Consider the following 17,580-nt stretch of genomic DNA (forward strand, 5'->3'; position numbering starts at 1 on the left):
TGGCTGCGCTAAAGTCGCCCCCTTTTTTCTGGCATGGGGGATAAAATGTTCATTGGATTCGATTACGGCACGGCCAATTGTTCTATCGCAGTGAGCGATAACGATACACCGCGCCTGCTGACACTGGAGAAGGGTCAGCGCCTGCTTCCCTCCATGATTTGTGCACCCACGCGTGAAGCAATCAGCGAATGGCTGCACCGCCATCATCAGGTGCCGACACCGGATACAGAGGGTACCGCGCTGCTTCAGCGTGCTCTGCGCTATAACCGCGAAGAAGATATCGAAGTGACCGCGGCAAGCGTGCAGTTCGGCCTGACCGCGCTGCAACAATATATGGTCGATCCGGAAGAAGTGTGGTTCGTGAAATCACCGAAATCCTTCCTTGGTGCCAACGGCTTAAAACCACAGCAAATCGCCTTCTTCGAAGATCTGGTGTGCGCCATGATGCTGCACATTCGCCAGCAGGGCGAAACCCAACTCGACCGTCCGATTGAGCAAGCCGTGATCGGCCGCCCGATCAACTTCCAGGGCCTTGGCGGCGAAGAGGCAAACCAGCAGGCGCAGGGTATTCTGTTGCGTGCAGCGAAGCGTGCGGGTTTCCGCGACGTGGAATTCCAGTTTGAACCGGTTGCCGCCGGGCTGGACTTTGAAGCAACGTTAGAGAAAGAAACGCGCGTGCTGGTGGTCGATATCGGCGGCGGAACCACCGACTGCTCGATGCTGTTGATGGGTCCAGAGTGGCGCAATAAAACCGACCGCCGCGAAAGTTTACTGGGCCATTCAGGTTGCCGCGTGGGCGGTAACGATCTGGATATTATCCTCGCGTTCAAAACCCTGATGCCTTTACTGGGTCTGGGCGGTAACACGCAAAAAGGCACCGCCCTGCCCGCACTGCCGTGGTGGAACGCGGTGGCGATTAACGATGTTCCGGCGCAAAGCGACTTCTACTCTGCCGCGAGCGGTAAACTGCTGCGCGATTTGATTCGCGATGCAGAGCAAGGTGACAAAGTGGCGCACCTGCTGAAAGTGTGGCAGCAGAAGCTGAGTTATCGTCTGGTGCGTGCGGCGGAAGAGAGCAAAATCGCCTTGTCCGAATTGCCGGAAACCGAAGCGTCGCTGGCGTTTATCGCCCAGTCACTGCAGGCTGATATCAGCGCCACGCAACTGGAAGAAGCCATCAACCAGCCACTGGAGCGCATCCTGGAGCAGGTGCATCTGGCACTCGCCACCTGTGAAACCAAACCGGAAGTGATCTACCTGACCGGCGGCAGTGCGCGTTCGCCAGTGCTGCGTGCGGCATTGCAGCAGGCCTTGCCGGACACGCCAATTGCGGGTGGTGATGACTTTGGCTCAGTGACCGCCGGTCTGGCGCGCTGGGCAGAAGTGATGTTCCGTTAACCCGGTTGCAACCACTTTATTGCGCATTGTGCAGGTGATTGGTCCACTGCCCGATGCGCAATGAATTACGCCGGTAACAAGCACAAAAATGGCGGCCACCCTGGCCGCCATTTTCATCTATATCCGCGAATCAAAAATTAATATTCGCCGCAATGCCACCGACAAACGCATCTTTCACTTCACTCACTGCACCCGGTGCCACCACATACTGCAGGTTCGGACGCAGCTGCAGCCATTTGGTCAGCTGAGCGTTGTAATAGATCTCATAGTTATATTCCGAGCCATCCTGAATCGGCAAATAGGTCGGGCTGTTGAAGTCAGTTTCGCCGTTAGCGTTGTTCTGCTCACGCAGCGAACGGGTATAGGCGCTGTTAACGTGGATGCGCGCCGCACCGACACCGATTTCATCCTGTGGACGCGCATCAAACGGCCCTTTCCAGGTGAAGCTGATGGACTGATAGTTGTCGGTTTTCGAGGTTTTGTGGTCGTTCATCACTGCCTGTACCGTCACGCCCAAACCACGGCTGGCGTCACCGCCCTGCGCTGTCAGCTGCTGTTGCAACAGCACGTAGCCACCGTAGGCGTGATCCTGGCTCTGATAAGCGCCATCGCGCCAGCTGCCATAGTTATCGCTGTTGGCTGACGAGTAGTAATACCCGATACGGTAGTTACCCGGCAGTTTGTCGGCACCGAAAGTCGGTTTCCAGCCCAGTTCCACCGGCACCATATTGCCTTCGGAATTGCTGGTGTCGAGACGGAAGCCATCGCCGCGATCGTAGTTGGAACTGTTCTGGTTATAAAAGCCGACCTGGAAGAACACTTCCGGGGTGATGTTGAATTTCACACGGCCGCCCCACTGGGAAACCGGCCAGTTAAACCAGCGATCGCCACGCCAGTTACCCGCCTGACCACTACCAAAGGCCAGGTTCTGGAACTTACTGTCGAAGTTATCGAAGTCTTCACCGACAGTGACACGACCGGCTTTCAGGTTAACCGCGTCATCAAACAAACCTTTGCTCAGCCAGAACTGCGTCAGGCGCCAGGTTTGTCCACGGCCATACACTTCCTGCGTTGAAGAGAGCATGCCCGTGCGACGATCGGCGACCTGATCGGAGATGTTTTGCCCATTACGGTCAGTGATGGTCATCTGGAATTGCGCATCCTGCCAGTTCAGCAGTTTTTCCAGGTCAAAGTTGGCGCCAAACGCCCACTGATCGCTGTAACGCATGGAAGTGTTGGTATCCGCGCCGCCGCCGAGGTTAGAAGCGCTCTCCATGGTGTAGTTGACGTCGAATTTGATGCCGTCTTTTTCCAGCTGCGTTCGGGAACCACCCCAATCGCCGAACATGTAAGGTGAGTCATAGCTGAATGCATCAGCCGCCATTGCTGATGTACTCAACATCGCAAACATCAGGGTGCCCGCTGCCAGACGGGGCATATGCTGCACTGCTTTTTTTCTGTTCATGATCATTATTCTTTTGTGATGTAACGGGAAAGGGTCGAACAGAGGATAGTGCTGGCGCTATGTCAATTTTTGCAAATATGTGCGCACTCATTGGCAGGGTGATAGTTAATTAACGCAACTGTGACAAGGGTCTATGAATGAATATGTTTTTACAGAAATGGCATTTTTTGCATGGCAAAAAAACAAAATAAAGCGGGACGCCGTCGCGTCCCGTGAGGATTACGCCTTACTGGCGCTCGCCAGTTCCTCGATCTCTTGCTTACTCAACTCTAACTCAGTGGCTTTCACCAGTTCGTTAATCTGCTCCAGCGAGGTGGCACTGACGATAGGTGCGGTGATGCTCGGACGAGCAATCTGCCACGCCAGCGCGACCTGAGTCGCTGATGCATCGTGTGAAGCCGCCACATCCTCCAGCGCTTCGACAATGCGCTTGCCGCGCTCGTTAAGATACTTCTCGACGATGCCCTGCCCGCGTTTACTCTTGCTGGCATCTTCCGGCTTTTTGTATTTGCCGCTCAGGAATCCGCTGGCCAACGAGTAGTAGTTGATCACGCCGAGGCCATTTTTAACCGCCACCTGCTCCAGCCCACCTTCATACTCCTGGCGGTCATACAGGTTGTATTCTGGCTGTAGCGTTTCATAGCGCGCCAGCCCCTCTTTTTTGCTGATATCCAGCGCTTCCTGCAGGCGTTTTGCGTTGTAGTTGGAGGCGCCAATTGCACGCACTTTGCCTTCTTTAATCAGCGAATCAAAGGCTTTCAGTGTATCGACCAGCGGCGTATCCTGGTCGTCGCGGTGCGCCTGATAGAGATCGATCACATCGGTTTGCAAACGACGCAGCGAATCTTCCACTGCCTGACGGATGTAAGCCGGTTTTAGCCCGGTTTTCTCCGGAGACAGCTCCATCCCCACTTTCGTCGCCAGCACGATACTGTCGCGCTTGCCGCTTTTTTTCAGCCATTTACCAATGATGGTTTCAGACTCGCCCCCGTCATTACCGGGAGCCCAGCGCGAATAAACGTCCGCGGTATCGATAAAGAACAGCCCTTTTTCCACCAGCGCGTCGAGCAGTGAGAACGAGGTTTTCTCGTCGACTGTCCAGCCGAAAACGTTGCCGCCAAAAGTGAGAAGCGGAACCTGAATACCACTGTCGCCAAGCTGACGGGTTTTCTGTTGACTCATTTTGTTCTCCTTATTGAAACGAGACATGACTGCCTTTGAGCTTAGCAAAGGAAATCGCTGCGCTTATGCGTTTTCCTGCCAAAATGTTTACACAATATGAATACTTAGCCCGCTAGCGGAGATATTCTTAATTCCTTCAATTTTTGCCCGGCCCGGGCGTCTACAATCATTTCGTTTGCGAAACGGCCATTTTGCTTTCGCATTTGGGGAATACGAAACCGCTGGAGAGCACGCAAGCAGATGAACAGTCGACTGAAAACAAGCCTGATAACACTTGTCGCGATCGCCGCAGTCGCGGGCGGATATTACTGGTGGCAGCATCCTGCGGAACCGAGTAAGCAGCCGCAAGCCGAAGGCCAGCAGCATCATGGCCGCGGCGCAGGCGGCGCAAATCGCCGTCCTTTAGCACCGGTGCAGGCCGCTGCTGCAACGACCCAGAGCGTGCCCTACTATCTCAGCGGGCTTGGCACCGTCACCGCCGCCAATACCGTGACGGTTCGCAGTCGCGTTGATGGCCAGCTGATGGCTCTACATTTCCAGGAAGGTCAGCAGGTGGCAGCGGGTGCACTGCTTGCCGAAATCGATCCCCGCCCGTATCAGGTTGCGTTGATTCAGGCACAAGGCCAGCTGGCAAAAGATCAGGCCACGCTGGCCAATGCACGCCGCGATCTCAGTCGCTATGAAAAACTGGCGAAAACCTCACTGGTGTCGCAGCAGGAACTAGACACGCAACGCTCGCTGGTGAGTGAAACGCTGGGCACGATTAAAGCCGATGAAGGCAACGTCGCCAGCGCGCAGCTCAATCTCACCTACAGCCGCATTACCGCGCCGATCTCCGGTCGCGTAGGCCTGAAGCAGGTCGATGTCGGCAACTACATTACGTCCGGCGATACCACTGGCCTGGTCGTGATCACTGAAACCCATCCGATTGACGTGGTGTTTAGCGTCGCCGAGAACAACATCAGCCAGATCCTCAAGGCACAAAAAAGCGGCCAGCCGCTGATAGTCGAAGCCTGGGATCGCAGCAACAAAACCCTGCTCACCAGCGGCACCCTGCTCAGCCTAGATAACCAGATTGATGCCACTACCGGCACCATCAAACTCAAAGCGCGATTTGATAATCAGGATGACACGCTCTTCCCCAATCAGTTTGTGAATGCGCGTCTGAAAGTGGACACGCTGCAGGATGCGGTGGTGATCCCAACGGCTGCGCTACAAATGAGCAACGACGGTCACTTTGTCTGGGTGGTCAACAGCGAAAACAAAGTGAGCAAGAAGCGCGTAACGGCGGGCTTGCAGGACAGCCAGAAAGTGGTAATCAGCGCCGGGCTCGACGCCGGTGAGCGCGTGGTCACTGACGGATTGGATCGTCTGACCGAAGGTGCCACCGTTGAAGTGGTATCACCGCAAAGTACCGCCACACACAGCACACGCGCCGCCCAGCCTGCGCGCGGAGAGCGTCAATAATGGAGGTGATGCCTAAGGACAGCAGTGGCGGCCCGTCACGCCTGTTTATTCTGCGCCCGGTGGCGACCACGCTGCTGATGATCGCCATTCTGCTGGCGGGTGTGCTCGGCTACCGTTTTCTGCCGGTGTCGGCGTTGCCCGAAGTGGATTACCCGACGATTCAGGTGGTCACGCTCTACCCTGGCGCCAGCCCGGATGTCGTCACCTCCTCGATTACCGCCCCGCTTGAGCGTCAGTTTGGCCAGATGTCAGGGCTGAAGCAGATGGCATCGCAGAGTTCCGGCGGTGCCTCGGTGGTGACCTTGCAGTTCCAGCTTTCACTCTCTTTGGATGTCGCCGAGCAGGAAGTACAGGCGGCGATCAACTCTGCCACCAATCTGCTGCCCAGCGATCTGCCCAACCCGCCGGTCTACAGCAAGGTCAATCCTGCCGATCCACCGATCATGACGCTCGCCGTCACCACCACCAGCATGCCGCTGACCCAGGTGCAGGACATGGTGGAGACGCGTGTGGCGCAGAAAATTTCGCAGGTGACCGGTGTGGGCCTGGTGACGCTGTCCGGCGGGCAACGCCCAGCTGTGCGCGTGAAAATGAACACCCAGGCACTGGCCGCGTTAGGCTTGACCAGCGAGACGGTGCGCACCGCGATTACCAACGCCAACGTCAATTCCGCCAAAGGTAGCCTGGATGGCCCAACGCGATCGATTACGCTGGCCGCCAACGATCAGATGACCTCCGCCGAGGATTACCGCAAGCTGATCATCAGCTATAACAACGGTGCGCCAGTGCGTCTTGGTGATGTCGCCTCCATTGAACAAGGTGCGGAAAACAGCTGGCTCGGGGCCTGGGCTAACCGTCAGCAGGCGATTGTGCTCAACGTACAGCGCCAACCGGGTGCCAATATCATTGCCACCGCTGATAGTATTCGTACACTGCTGCCCTCACTTACCGCCACACTGCCCAAATCGGTAGACGTGAAACTGCTCACCGACCGCACCACCAATATCCGAGCATCAGTAGCGGATACGCAGCACGAGCTGATGCTGGCGATTGGTCTGGTGGTGATGATCATCTATCTGTTTCTGCGTAACGTGCCTGCCACCATCATCCCGGCCGTGGCAGTACCGCTGTCGCTGGTCGGGACGTTTGCGGCCATGTATTTCCTCGGCTTCTCGATCAATAACCTGACGCTGATGGCACTCACCATTGCCACCGGCTTTGTGGTCGACGATGCCATCGTGGTGATCGAGAACATCTCGCGCTATATCGAAAAAGGCGAAAAGCCGATGACGGCAGCGCTGAAGGGCGCGGGCGAAATCGGCTTCACCATTATCTCCCTCACCTTCTCGCTGATTGCGGTGCTGATCCCGCTGCTGTTTATGGGCGATGTGATTGGTCGCCTGTTCCGTGAGTTTGCTGTGACGCTGGCGGTGGCGATTCTGATCTCAGCCGTGGTGTCGCTCACGCTCACGCCGATGATGTGTGCACGCATGCTCAGCGCCGAATCGCTGCGCAAGCAGAACCGCTTCTCGCGAGCCAGTGAAGCGATGTTTGATCGGGTGATTGCCGGTTATGGCCGCTGGCTGACCCGCGTATTGCAGCATCCGTGGATCACACTGTCGGTGGCGCTCGGCACGCTGCTGCTGACGGTAGTGATGTGGATTGCTATACCGAAAGGCTTCTTCCCGCAGCAGGACAACGGCATTATTCAGGGCACCTTGCAGGCGCCGCAGTCGGTGTCGTACAGCAGCATGGCGGAACGCACGCGCGATGTGGCGTCGATCATCATGAAAGATCCGGCGGTGCAGAGCATGACGTCATTTGTCGGCGTCGATGGCACCAATGCGGCACTGAACAGCGCGCGTTTGCAGATCAACCTTAAACCGCTCAGCGAGCGTGATGACCGCATTCCCGCGGTACAGAAACGCCTGCAGCAAGAGATTGATAAAGTGCCTGGCGTCTCACTGTGGCTGCAGCCGGTGCAGGATCTGACTATTGAAACCCAGGCGAGCCGCACGCCGTACCAGTTCACGCTGCAATCGGGCTCGCTGGAATCACTCAGCACCTGGGTACCGAAGCTGCTGGCACAACTCAATAGCTTACCGCAGCTGCGTGACGTCAGCAGCGACTGGCAGGATCAGGGGCTGGAAGCCTTTATCCGTGTCGATCGTGACAGTGCCAGCCGCCTCGGCATCACCATGGCGGATGTCGATAACGCGTTGTATAACGCTTTCGGTCAACGATTGATCTCCACCATTTATACTCAGGCCAATCAGTATCGCGTGGTGCTGGAGCAGAACAATGAGCAAACGCCGGGCCTGGCCAGTCTCGACGGTATTCGCCTGGCCAGTACGGACGGCGGCAGCGTGCCGTTGAGTGCCATCGCACAGATCGAAGAGCGTCATGCGGCGTTGAGCATTAACCACCTCGATCAATTCCCGTCAGCCACCTTCTCGTTTGATGTCGTCGAAGGCTATTCACTGGGCGAAGCGGTGAAAGCCATCAGCGCAGCCGAAGATCAGGTCGGCATGCCCGCCGAAATGATGACGCAGTTCCAGGGCAGCACGCTGGCGTTTGAAGCGGCGCTCACCAGTACCGTGTGGCTGATTATTGCGGCGGTGGTGGCAATGTATATCGTGCTCGGCGTGCTGTATGAGAGCTTTATCCATCCGATCACTATTCTCTCCACACTACCGACGGCGGGCGTGGGCGCGTTGCTGGCGCTGATGCTGAGCGGCAACGAGCTGGATATCATCGCCATCATCGGCATTATCTTGCTGATCGGTATCGTGAAGAAAAACGCCATCATGATGATCGACTTCGCACTGGCCGCCGAGCGTGAACAAGGCATGGCACCGCGTGAAGCGATCTATCAGGCCTGTTTACTGCGTTTCCGTCCGATTCTGATGACCACGATGGCGGCACTGCTCGGTGCCTTGCCATTGATGTTGAGCACCGGTGTTGGCGCAGAGCTGCGTCATCCGTTAGGTATTGCCATGGTCGGCGGCTTGATCCTCAGCCAAATCCTGACGTTGTTTACCACGCCAGTGATCTATCTGCTGTTTGACCGACTGGCCCACGCCACGCGCCGTCGCTTTAAGCGTTCCGAGGCGCAGCCGTGAAGTTCTTCGCGCTGTTTATCCATCGGCCAGTGGCGACCACGCTGCTGACGCTGGCAATCGCGCTGGCCGGTATTCTCGGTTTCCGTCTGCTGCCAGTCGCTCCGCTGCCGCAGCTGGATTTCCCGGTGATCGTGATTACCGCTTCGCTGCCCGGTGCGTCGCCGGAAACCATGGCTGCTTCGGTCGCCACGCCGCTGGAACGTTCGCTGGGGCGCATAGCCGGTGTCAGTGAGATGACCTCCACCAGTTCACTCGGCAGCACGCGCGTGATTCTGGTGTTCGATTTTGACCGCGATATCAACGGTGCCGCGCGTGACGTGCAGGCCGCCATCAACGCCGCCCAAAGCCTGCTGCCGACCGGCATGCCAAGCCGTCCGACCTATCGCAAAGCCAACCCATCGGATGCACCGATCATGATCCTGACGCTGACCTCGGATATTTATAATCCCGGTCAGCTGTATGATTACGCCTCAACGCAACTGGCGCAGAAGCTGTCGCAGATTCAGGGCGTTGGTGATGTCACCGTGGGCGGCAGTTCATTGCCTGCGGTGCGCGTCGATCTTAATCCGCAGGCGCTATTTAATCAGGGCGTATCACTGGATGCGGTGCGCACCGCCATCAGCAATGCCAACCAGCGCCGTCCGCAAGGGGCGATTGATGATGTGCAGCAGCGCTGGCAGGTACGTACCAACGATGAGCTGCAAACCGCCAGCGAATATCAGCCGCTGGTGGTGCATTACAGCAACGGCGCGGCGGTCCGCCTAAGCGATGTGGCTAACGTGCAGGACTCGGTGCAGGACGTGCGCAACGCCGGGATGACCAATGGCAAACCGGCCGTGCTGCTGGTGGTGCGCAAATCGCCGGATGCCAATATCATCGAAACCGTGGATCGCATCCGCAGCGAGATGCCGCTGCTGCATGAGGTGATCCCCGCCGCCATCGATTTACAGATCGCTCAAGACCGCTCCCCCACCATTCGCGCCTCGCTGCAAGAAGTGGAGCAGTCATTGATGATTGCGGTGGCGCTGGTGATTCTGGTGGTGTTTGTGTTCCTGCGCGACGGCCGTGCCACCCTGATCCCGGCCGCCGCCGTGCCGGTTTCGCTGATTGGCACCTTTGCCGCCATGTATCTGTGTGGATTCAGCCTCAACAACCTCTCACTTATGGCGCTGACCATCGCCACCGGGTTCGTGGTCGATGATGCGATTGTGGTGCTGGAAAATATCGCGCGTCACGTTGAAGCGGGGATGAAACCGCTACAGGCGGCGCTAACCGGCGTGCGCGAAGTGGGCTTTACCGTGCTGTCGATGAGTCTGTCGCTGATTGCCGTGTTCCTGCCACTGCTGATGCTGGGCGGCATTATCGGGCGCTTCTTCTCGGAATTTGCCATCACGCTGTCGGTGGCGATCCTCATCTCGCTGTTTATTTCGATTACGTTGACGCCGATGATGTGCGCCTACCTGCTGAAGCCGCAGGAAAAGCGCAGCCAGCCGCGCACGCGGGGTTTTGCCAAAGTGATGCTGAGCGTGCAAAACGGCTACGCGCGCTCGCTGGGTTGGGTGCTGAATCATGCCATCTGGGTGCTGATGCTACTGCTCGCCACCGTCGGGCTGACGGTGTATCTGTTTATCTCGATCCCCAAAACTTTTATGCCGGAACAAGACACCGGCCGCTTAAACGGTTTTATCTCGGCGGATCAGAGCATTTCGTTCCAGGCGATGCGTGGCAAGCTGCAGGACTTTATGAACATCATCAAAGCCGATCCGGCGGTGGATAACGTCACCGGCTTTACCGGCGGTTCGCGTACCAACAGCGGATCGATGTTCGTGTCACTTAAGCCGCTGTCGGAACGCAGTGAAAACGCGCAGGAGGTGATTGCCCGCCTGCGCACCAAGCTGGCGAAAGAGCCCGGCGCTAACCTGTATCTCAATGCGGTGCAGGATATTCGCATCGGCGGACGTGAATCTAACGCCAGCTACCAATACAGCCTGCTGTCGGATAATCTCGCCGACCTGCGTGAGTGGGAGCCGAAAATTCGTCAGGCGTTTGCCGCGTTGCCAGAACTGGTGGACGTGAACTCCGATCAGCAGGACAAAGGCAGCGAAATGGATCTGACCTACGATCGGGAAAGCATGGCGCGGCTGGGTATTGAAGTCTCGGCCGCCAATGCGCTGCTGAACAACGCCTTTGGTCAACGGCAAATCTCCACCATTTACCAGCCGCTAAATCAGTACAAAGTGGTGATGGAGGTCGATCCGCGCTACACCCAGGATATCAGCGCCCTCGATCAGATGTTCGTGATCAACAGCGATGGCAAAGCCATTCCGCTGAGCTGGTTCGCCAAATGGCAACCAGCTAACGCGCCGCTGTCGGTCAACCATGAAGGTCTGTCGGCCGCCTCAACGATTTCGTTCAACCTGCCGGAAGGTGTGTCGTTATCTCAGGCTTCAGCCGCCGTTGAACGCACCATGACGGCGCTCGGTGTGCCCTCCAGCGTACGCGGCAGCTTTGCCGGTACGGCGCAGGTGTTTGAGCAGTCACAATCCAACCAGCTGTATCTGATGCTGGCGGCGATTGCGGCGGTGTATATCGTGCTGGGGATTTTGTATGAGAGCTAAGTGCATCCGCTGACCATTCTTTCCACCCTGCCTTCGGCCGGCGTGGGCGCGCTGCTGGCGCTGGAATTGTTTAATACGCCGTTCAGTTTGATTGCGCTGATAGGGATATTGCTGCTGATTGGCATCGTGAAAAAGAACGCCATCATGATGGTGGATTTCGCGCTGGAGGCCCAGCGCAACGGCAATCTCAGCGCGCGTGACGCCATTTTCCAGGCCTGCCAGATGCGTTTCCGCCCGATTCTGATGACCACGCTGGCAGCGCTGTTTGGCGCACTGCCGCTGGTGCTGACCAGCGGCGACGGTGCCGAACTGCGTCAACCGCTGGGCATCACTATTGCCGGCGGCCTGGTGATGAGTCAGCTACTCACGCTCTACACCACACCGGTGGTGTTTCTGATGATGGATAAGCTGAGTCGGCGTAAAAAAGCGGCATTGATTACCGAATGACCATGCTATACACCTTTGCTACATAGCATAAAGCGAGTAAACTTTATCCAGTCACTATGAAGGAGGTTTATATGTCTCAAGGTACAGTGTTTACCAATAATCGTACGCAAAACGTGCGTATTCCTGCTGACGTGCGCTTTCCCGACAACGTGAAAAATGTCACGGTGCGTGCGATTGGCAAAGAGCGCATTCTCACACCAATAGAAAACGCCTGGGATAGCTTTTTCCTCGATGGCCCCAGCGTAAGCGATGATTTTATGAATGAGCGTGCGTCACAGGAGCAATCTGACAGGGAAGATTTTTAATGCATCGCTATATGCTGGATACCAACATCGTTATCTATGTCATCAAACGCCGCCCGATTGAGGTTTTGGAACGCTTTAATGCCAATGTCGGGCGCATGGTCATCTCATCGATTACGCTTGCTGAACTCGTTCATGGTGCGGAGAAAAGTGCTTTTCCTGAAAGGAATTTACGCACTGTTGAAGACTTTGTTTCCCGTCTGGACGTACTCAGTTACGACCAAAGGGCAGCATTTCAATACGGCTCGATTCGCGCTGACCTGGAAAAGAAAGGCACACCCATCGGTCTGAATGATTTACACATTGCTGCACACGCGCGGAGTGAAGCGCTAACACTCATTACCAACAACCTGCGCGAATTTTCACGGGTGAACGGGTTAATCAGCGAAAACTGGCTTTAATATAACGGTAATCTTCATGAACTCGCAAACCGCTACCGTGCGCTGGCAGCTGTGGATCGTCGCCTTCGGCTTTTTTATGCAGGCGCTGGATACCACCATCGTCAACACCGCCATCCCTTCAATGGCGCGTGACCTCAATGTCAGCCCACTCAACATGCATTCGGTGATCGTGTCGTATGTGCTGACGGTGGCCGTGACGTTGCCGATCAGCGGCTGGCTGGCGGATCGCTTTGGCGTGCGTAACATTTTCTTCTGCGCCATTGTGCTGTTTAGCATCGGTTCGCTGCTGTGCGCCTTCTCCACCTCGCTCGATCAACTGGTGATGGCGCGCGTGGTGCAAGGCGTCGGCGGTGCGATGATGGTGCCGGTCGGGCGTTTGACGGTGATGAAAATTGTGCCGCGCGAGCAGTACATGTCGGCGATGACCTTTGTGACAACCCCCGGGCAAATCGGTCCGCTGCTCGGTCCGGCGCTGGGCGGGATTTTAGTGCAATACGCCAGCTGGCACTGGATCTTCCTGATTAATATTCCGGTCGGCATCATCGGCGCGATTGCCACCCTGATGCTGATGCCGAATTACACCATGCAAACCAAACGCTTCGACTTCCTCGGTTTTGTGCTGCTGGCAGTGGGCATGGCGACCCTGACGCTGGCGCTCGACGGCCAGCGCAGCACCGGCGGCTCCCCGCTGCTGCTCGGCGCACTGATTCTGGTCGGCGTGTTCTCCCTGCTGTTTTACCTGATGCACGGCCGCAACAACGACAACGCGCTGTTTAGCCTGAAGCTGTTCGACAACCGCATCTACTCGATTGGCCTGCTCGGCAGCTTCACCGGACGCATCGGTAGCGGCATGCTGCCCTTTATGACACCGATCTTTTTGCAGGTGGGCCTCGGCTACAGCCCGTTCCACGCGGGTTTAATGATGATTCCGATGGTGCTGGGCAATATGGGCACCAAACGCGTGGTGGTGCGCATCGTTAACCTGTTTGGCTATCGCAATGCGCTGGTCGGGGCGACTATCGCACTGGCGCTGGTGGTGTTGCTGTTTCCGGCAGTGGCGCTGCTCGGATGGGTGTGGATGCTGCCAGTGGTCCTGCTGCTGCAAGGCATGGTGAATGCCATCCGCTTCTCCTCAATGAACACCTTAACGCTGAAAGAGTTACCGGATGATCTGGCTTCAAGCGGCAACAGCTTGCTCTCGATGATCATGCAGTTGTCGATGAGTATTGGCGTCACGGTGGCAGGCTTGCTGCTGGGTGCGTTCGCCCACGGTGCCGTGACCAACAGCGCCGCCGCACATCAAACCTTTATTTATACCTACCTGTGCATGGCGCTGGTGATTGTGTTGCCAGCACTGGTGTTCTGGCGCGTACCCAAAGATGTGAGTAAGAACGTGGATCTCAGAGGCAGGAGAAAAGCATGAAGCAGCCGTTGAAACTCGGCATTAGTGCCAAGTTGTTTGTGGCGATTTTTTCCACCTGCATGCTGGTGATCATCACCATGCACTGGGGCGTGCGCCTCAGCTTTGAGCACGGCTTTGTTGATTACATCAAGAAAGGCAATGAACAGCGTTTAACCCTGCTGAGCGATGCGCTGGCGGATCAGTATGAGCAGCACGGCAACTGGGATTTCCTGCGGAACAACGACCGCCTGATTTTCACCATACTGCGATCGATGGAGCAAAATCCCGGCAGCAGTTCGCAGTTGCCGCCACACGGCTGGCGCACCCAATTCTGGATTATCGATCAGCAGTATAAAGTGCTGTCCGGGCCACACTCACCGGTGCCGCCGGAAGGCACGCGGCGCAACATCACCACCAGCACCGGCAAAGTGGTGGGTTGGGTGATCGCCTCGCCCGCTGAACGACTGACGCGCAGCACCGATATCAACTTTGATCTGCAGCAGCGCCGCACCAGCTGGATGATCGTCACCCTCACCACGCTGCTGGCGGCGCTGGTCACCTGGCTGCTGGCGCGCGGCTTATTGGCCCCGGTGAAGCGGCTGGTGGATGGCACCCATGAACTGGCGGCAGGCAAATTTTCCACACGCGTGGAAGTGGGCAGCAGTGATGAAATCGGCCAGCTGGCGCGCGATTTTAACCAGCTCGCCAGTTCGCTGGAGAAGAACGAAAGTAACCGCCGCGCCTTTATGGCCGACATCTCCCACGAGCTGCGCACACCGCTGGCGATCATGCGCGGTGAGCTGGAGGCGATGCAGGATGGTGTGCGCAAGCTGACGCCGGAGGCCATCACCTCACTGCAGAGTGAAGTGGTGGTGCTGACTAAACTGGTGGATGATTTGCATCAGCTGTCGCTGTCTGACGCGGGCGCCCTCGCCTATCGCAAACAGCCGGTGGATGTGGTGAATCTGCTGGAAGTGGTGGCAGGCAGCTTTGGCGAACGCTATCGCAGCCGGGATTTGACGCTCACCCTTGCGCTGCCGACCAAAGCGGAAAGTTTTGGCGATCCGGATCGTTTGATGCAGTTGTTCACCAATCTGCTAGAGAATAGCCTGCGTTATACCGATGCCGGTGGCGAAGTACGGGTCAGCCTGCAGCAACACGGCGACTACTGGCAGTTACGCTTTGCGGATAGCGCGCCCGGCGTCGATGCTGAACATCAGGCACATCTTTTTGAGCGTTTTTTCCGTGCTGAAAGTTCACGCAATCGCGCCAGCGGCGGCTCTGGATTAGGCCTGGCGATCTGTAAAAACATTGTTGAAGCACATAGCGGCAGCATTTCTGCGGAGCACTCTGATTTAGGTGGACTGCAAATCGCGCTAAACTTGCCGTATGTTCCTCACCAGAAATAGCTTATGAGCCCGGATAATCACGATCCCCTGATTCTTATTGTTGAAGACGAACCGAAACTGGCGCAGCTGATGATCGATTATTTGCAGGCGTCCAACTATCGCACCCACCATATTGCCGATGGCAATGAAGTGCTGAACTACGTGCAGCACTCACCGCCGGATTTGATGCTGCTGGATTTGATGCTGCCGGGTCGCGATGGCTTAACGCTGTGTCGTGAAATCCGCCGTTTCTCCGAGCTGCCGATCATTATGGTCACCGCGCGCACCGAGGAGATCGACCGCCTGCTGGGGCTGGAAATCGGCGCGGATGATTACATCTGCAAACCGTTCAGCCCGCGTGAAGTGGTGGCACGTGTGAAAACCATTTTGCGCCGTGTAAAACGTTCGCCGGAAGAGGCGCAACTCGCCTCGCATCTGCTGATTGATGAAGGGCGTTTTCAGGCTAGCTGGCGCGAACAGCAGCTGGAACTGACGCCTGCTGAATTCCGCTTGCTGAAAACCCTGGCGCTGGAGCCGGGTAAAGTGTTCTCGCGTGAACAGTTACTGAATCATCTTTATGACGATTATCGCGTGGTCACCGACCGTACTATTGATAGCCATATCAAGAATCTGCGTCGCAAGCTGGAAAACCTCGATGCGGAGCAACCGTTTATTCGTGCGGTGTACGGCATGGGTTATCGCTGGGAAGCGGACGTCTGTCGCCTGATGTAGCGCTCGCTTGATGTAGATCAATTTACTTCAGCGACGGCCCTGCCTACAATTCCCCACCTTTTGCAGGGCCGTTTGATGCGGCTCATGCACCTGCCATCGCCGATGGCATGCTGACCTGACATCAGTGAGAATTCCCTTCATGTTTAAACCCGAACTCCTTTCTCCAGCGGGATCGCTGAAGAACATGCGCTATGCCTTTGCCTACGGCGCAGACGCGGTTTATGCCGGTCAACCGCGCTACAGCCTGCGCGTGCGTAACAATGAATTCACCCACGAAGTGCTAGCCAAGGGCATTGAAGAAGCGCACCAGCTGGGCAAGAAATTTTACGTGGTGGTGAACATCGCGCCGCATAACGCCAAGCTGAAAACCTTTATCCGCGACCTGACGCCGGTGGTGGAGATGCAGCCCGATGCGCTGATTATGTCCGATCCCGGCCTGATTATGCTGGTGCGTGAAGCTTTTCCGGAGATGCCGATTCATCTATCGGTGCAGGCCAATGCGGTGAACTGGGCGACGGTGAAGTTCTGGCAGCAGATGGGGCTGACCCGCGTGATTCTGTCGCGCGAGCTGTCGCTGGATGAGATTGCTGAGATTCGCCAGCAGGTGCCAGAAATGGAGATTGAGATCTTCGTACACGGCGCACTGTGCATGGCCTACTCCGGGCGCTGTCTGCTTTCCGGTTATCTCAATAAGCGCGATCCGAATCAGGGAACCTGTACTAACGCCTGCCGCTGGGAATACAAAGTGGAAGAAGGCAAACAGGATGAGGTGGGCAATATTGTCGGCTTCCACCAGCCGGTTGAGGTGCAGGAGCCCACGCTGGGCGTTGGCGCGACGACCGACCGTGTATTCTTGTTAGAAGAGAAGATGAAGCCCGGTGAAGTGATGAGTGCCTTTGAAGATGAGCACGGCACTTACATCATGAACTCAAAGGATTTACGCGCGGTGGCCCATGTCGAGCGCCTGAGCCAGATGGGCGTACATTCGCTGAAAATTGAAGGCCGCACTAAATCTTTCTATTACTGTGCTCGCACCGCGCAGGTTTATCGTCGCGCCATCGATGATGCGGCAGCCGGCAAGCCGTTCGATCCGGCGCTGCTGGAGACGCTAGAAGGTTTGGCGCATCGTGGCTATACCGAAGGTTTCCTGCGTCGTCATACGCATGACAGTTATCAGAACTATGAACAGGGTTTTTCGGTATCCGATCGCCAGCAGTTTGTGGGAGAGTTTACCGGTGAACGTCGCGGCGACTGGGCGCAAATTGCCGTGAAGAATAAGTTTTTGCTCGGCGATTCTGTGGAGATCATGACGCCGCAGGGCAATCTGAACTGTACGCTGGAATCGATGCAGAATGATAAAGGTGCAGCGGTAGATGTCGCGCCGGGAGATGGACATAAGGTGTGGATCCCGGTACCGGAATCGGTGGATCTGGCCTTTGCTTTGCTAATGCGAAATTTCACTGACGGCAACAGCACCTACGATCCGCACGGAAAAAAGCGCACATAATGAAAAGAAAGGCGCGAAGTTAGAACAGGATCACAGACCGCCGCTGCGCCTCGCTTTAGAATCCCGCCTGCTGCTAACGAGTAACAATAAACAGCAGGTAGTACCAGGACCCACCTCATTCACCCGCCCGGCTCCCCCGTGCGGGTTTT

11 protein-coding genes and 1 pseudogene are annotated in these 17,580 nt (G+C 56.6%); 10 read left to right on the top strand and 2 right to left on the bottom strand.

The genetic code is table 11. The features are described 5' to 3' along the window. The first annotated feature begins 45 nt into the window (after positions 1 to 45). A complete protein-coding gene (gene yegD, locus JK231_RS06210; RefSeq protein ID WP_211728221.1) occupies positions 46 to 1,398 on the top strand; it encodes a molecular chaperone in 1,353 nt (450 codons plus the stop codon). Positions 1,399 to 1,528: 130 nt separating this feature from the next. Here yegD and JK231_RS06215 read toward each other — a convergent pair whose 3' ends face one another. After that, positions 1,529 to 2,869 (bottom strand): carbohydrate porin, encoded by a 1,341-nt coding sequence (locus tag JK231_RS06215; RefSeq protein WP_034824836.1) that lies wholly within the window; start codon positions 2,867 to 2,869, stop codon positions 1,529 to 1,531. A gap of 213 nt (positions 2,870 to 3,082) precedes the next feature. Beyond that, positions 3,083 to 4,045 carry an aldo/keto reductase gene (locus JK231_RS06220; RefSeq protein ID WP_211728222.1) on the bottom strand — a complete coding sequence of 321 codons (963 nt, stop codon included), beginning with the start codon at positions 4,043 to 4,045 and terminating at the stop codon, positions 3,083 to 3,085. Between the two features lie 240 nt (positions 4,046 to 4,285). On the opposite strand from JK231_RS06220, the gene JK231_RS06225 reads away from it, so the two are divergent. From JK231_RS06225 to yegQ, 9 genes and pseudogenes are all read left to right on the top strand, one after another. Continuing rightward, positions 4,286 to 5,512 (top strand): MdtA/MuxA family multidrug efflux RND transporter periplasmic adaptor subunit, encoded by a 1,227-nt coding sequence (locus JK231_RS06225; RefSeq protein ID WP_160832691.1) that lies wholly within the window; start codon positions 4,286 to 4,288, stop codon positions 5,510 to 5,512. Then, entirely contained in the window at positions 5,512 to 8,634 is a 3,123-nt protein-coding gene (locus JK231_RS06230; RefSeq protein ID WP_211728223.1) for an MdtB/MuxB family multidrug efflux RND transporter permease subunit, read from the top strand. The genes JK231_RS06225 and JK231_RS06230 overlap by 1 nt, the downstream gene beginning before the upstream one ends. Next, positions 8,631 to 11,699, top strand: a pseudogene (gene mdtC / locus JK231_RS06235) (multidrug efflux RND transporter permease subunit MdtC). Before JK231_RS06230 ends, mdtC begins: the two are co-directional and overlap by 4 nt. Before the next feature lie 71 nt (positions 11,700 to 11,770). Then, a complete protein-coding gene (vapB, locus tag JK231_RS06240; protein ID WP_034824846.1) occupies positions 11,771 to 12,004 on the top strand; it encodes a type II toxin-antitoxin system VapB family antitoxin in 234 nt (77 codons plus the stop codon). Then, positions 12,004 to 12,402 (top strand): type II toxin-antitoxin system VapC family toxin, encoded by a 399-nt coding sequence (locus tag JK231_RS06245; RefSeq protein ID WP_097116633.1) that lies wholly within the window; start codon positions 12,004 to 12,006, stop codon positions 12,400 to 12,402. The genes vapB and JK231_RS06245 overlap by 1 nt, the downstream gene beginning before the upstream one ends. A 16-nt stretch (positions 12,403 to 12,418) precedes the next feature. Then, positions 12,419 to 13,825, top strand: coding sequence for an MFS transporter (locus tag JK231_RS06250; protein ID WP_160868022.1), 1,407 nt, complete (start codon positions 12,419 to 12,421; stop codon positions 13,823 to 13,825). Further along, a complete protein-coding gene (gene baeS, locus JK231_RS06255) occupies positions 13,822 to 15,213 on the top strand; it encodes a two-component system sensor histidine kinase BaeS (protein ID WP_211728224.1) in 1,392 nt (463 codons plus the stop codon). The genes JK231_RS06250 and baeS overlap by 4 nt, the downstream gene beginning before the upstream one ends. Positions 15,214 to 15,216: 3 nt before the next feature. Continuing rightward, positions 15,217 to 15,924: a two-component system response regulator BaeR gene (gene baeR / locus JK231_RS06260; RefSeq protein WP_097116631.1), complete on the top strand. Its 708-nt coding sequence runs from the start codon at positions 15,217 to 15,219 to the stop codon at positions 15,922 to 15,924. A gap of 139 nt (positions 15,925 to 16,063) precedes the next feature. Then, positions 16,064 to 17,431, top strand: coding sequence for a tRNA 5-hydroxyuridine modification protein YegQ (yegQ, locus tag JK231_RS06265; RefSeq protein ID WP_160833496.1), 1,368 nt, complete (start codon positions 16,064 to 16,066; stop codon positions 17,429 to 17,431). Positions 17,432 to 17,580: the final 149 nt, after the last annotated feature.

It is taken from the genome of Pantoea sp. JGM49, assembly GCF_018257655.1.
Lineage (GTDB): Bacteria > Pseudomonadota > Gammaproteobacteria > Enterobacterales > Enterobacteriaceae > Pantoea > Pantoea communis.

Excerpts from the sequence above, each read along its gene's own strand:
- yegD (WP_211728221.1), top strand. The coding sequence starts at position 46 with ATGTTCATTGGATTCGATTACGGCACGGCCAATTGTTCTATCGCAGTG.
- JK231_RS06215 (WP_034824836.1), bottom strand. The coding sequence starts at position 2,869 with ATGATCATGAACAGAAAAAAAGCAGTGCAGCATATGCCCCGTCTGGCA.
- JK231_RS06220 (WP_211728222.1), bottom strand. The coding sequence starts at position 4,045 with ATGAGTCAACAGAAAACCCGTCAGCTTGGCGACAGTGGTATTCAGGTT.
- JK231_RS06225 (WP_160832691.1), top strand. The coding sequence starts at position 4,286 with ATGAACAGTCGACTGAAAACAAGCCTGATAACACTTGTCGCGATCGCC.
- JK231_RS06230 (WP_211728223.1), top strand. The coding sequence starts at position 5,512 with ATGGAGGTGATGCCTAAGGACAGCAGTGGCGGCCCGTCACGCCTGTTT.
- vapB (WP_034824846.1), top strand. The coding sequence starts at position 11,771 with ATGTCTCAAGGTACAGTGTTTACCAATAATCGTACGCAAAACGTGCGT.
- JK231_RS06245 (WP_097116633.1), top strand. The coding sequence starts at position 12,004 with ATGCATCGCTATATGCTGGATACCAACATCGTTATCTATGTCATCAAA.
- JK231_RS06250 (WP_160868022.1), top strand. The coding sequence starts at position 12,419 with ATGAACTCGCAAACCGCTACCGTGCGCTGGCAGCTGTGGATCGTCGCC.
- baeS (WP_211728224.1), top strand. The coding sequence starts at position 13,822 with ATGAAGCAGCCGTTGAAACTCGGCATTAGTGCCAAGTTGTTTGTGGCG.
- baeR (WP_097116631.1), top strand. The coding sequence starts at position 15,217 with ATGAGCCCGGATAATCACGATCCCCTGATTCTTATTGTTGAAGACGAA.
- yegQ (WP_160833496.1), top strand. The coding sequence starts at position 16,064 with ATGTTTAAACCCGAACTCCTTTCTCCAGCGGGATCGCTGAAGAACATG.